This is a genomic window from Oleiphilus sp. HI0067, assembly GCF_001635735.1.
On the sequence record NZ_LWFI01000160.1, the window covers coordinates 1 to 1,140 of the forward strand.

The following is a 1,140-nucleotide window of genomic DNA, read 5'->3' on the forward strand; positions in this document are numbered from 1 at the left end:
ACATAATGCAACTTGCAATGCTCTCCCGCACTTTTTCCTAAACTTNCAGCGAGTTCAGAATCACAGAAAAAAGGTCACAGGTCTATTTCTACAGGTCTCGTAGCGAACTTTCTTTCAAAGGTCCGCGAACCTCTTAATGCGTGCTTCAAGAGGAAAGGAGGTTTTAGGCTTGTATGCTTGCAAGACTGCTTCTCCTAGGGAGCAGGCTAAGTACAAGGCCGCTTGCTTGCGGGCACTTAATCTAAGCCTTATTCGGCGCACTCTGCAGGCTCTAAAAGCTCACCACGCAATACGTTGATGCTCTTGGGCGCTGAACTAACCTTGCATTGTTTGCCTTGAAAGGCGTGCAAGAGTATTTCGATTTGCTCGCCGTGCATTGAATAAAGTGAACACGATGATAGAAGTACAGTCAGAGTGAGAAACGTTCTCTTAAAAAGTGCGCTACGCCATCTTGATGGTGATGGCCTATAACTTCGTTGGCCAACTTTTTAATGACAGTTTTGGCGTTCTCGGGTGCATAACACTCATCTGCTAAATTAAACATTGTCTCATCGTTGTAACTGTCACCAAAACATATGACGTTGCTGGCACCTAGTTGCTCTTTTAAGGACTTCACGGCACTACCTTTGTTGGCTAATCGATGATGGACATCCATCCAACTATAATGATCGCCCTCTATAGCCGTGCCAGAGTAAGCAACTATTGAGTCAAACTCGTTAAAATACTGCCAAAGCACCTGTATCAGATTGGTATCTCCGATCATGCTGATATTGGTAACTCGGCAATGTGTTTCAAACTCAGAAAGCGGCCTGAGTTTGAGATTGCTCTTCGCGTAGTAATTATCCACGAGGTCTTTTTCAATTTGTCGTTGAAGAGTGGGATAAAAAATAGTGTGTTGATAAAGACTATCTATGGTGTTGATAAATGGAGCTACCCCTTTCGAAAGTGAAAAGTCAACAATAGTGTCAATGTCATTTTGACTGAGTAGATTATCCAAAGTTAGAGATTGGTGTTTCGGATCCCAGAGGGCTACGCCATTGCAGTAAATATGCGGCAGGTCGAAGTCATAGACATGAATAATTTGTTGGGCTGATGACATTGTTCTCCCCGTCGCCAAGGTGTGCGCAATACCTTTTTCCT

The 1,140-nt window shown here is 43.7% G+C and carries 1 protein-coding gene; it reads right to left on the bottom strand.

What is annotated here, in order from left to right:
• Positions 1 to 409: 409 nt before the first annotated feature.
• Positions 410 to 1,140: HAD-IIB family hydrolase (locus tag A3739_RS02235; RefSeq protein ID WP_082878223.1), on the bottom strand; the 731-nt coding region annotated here is incomplete at its 5' end.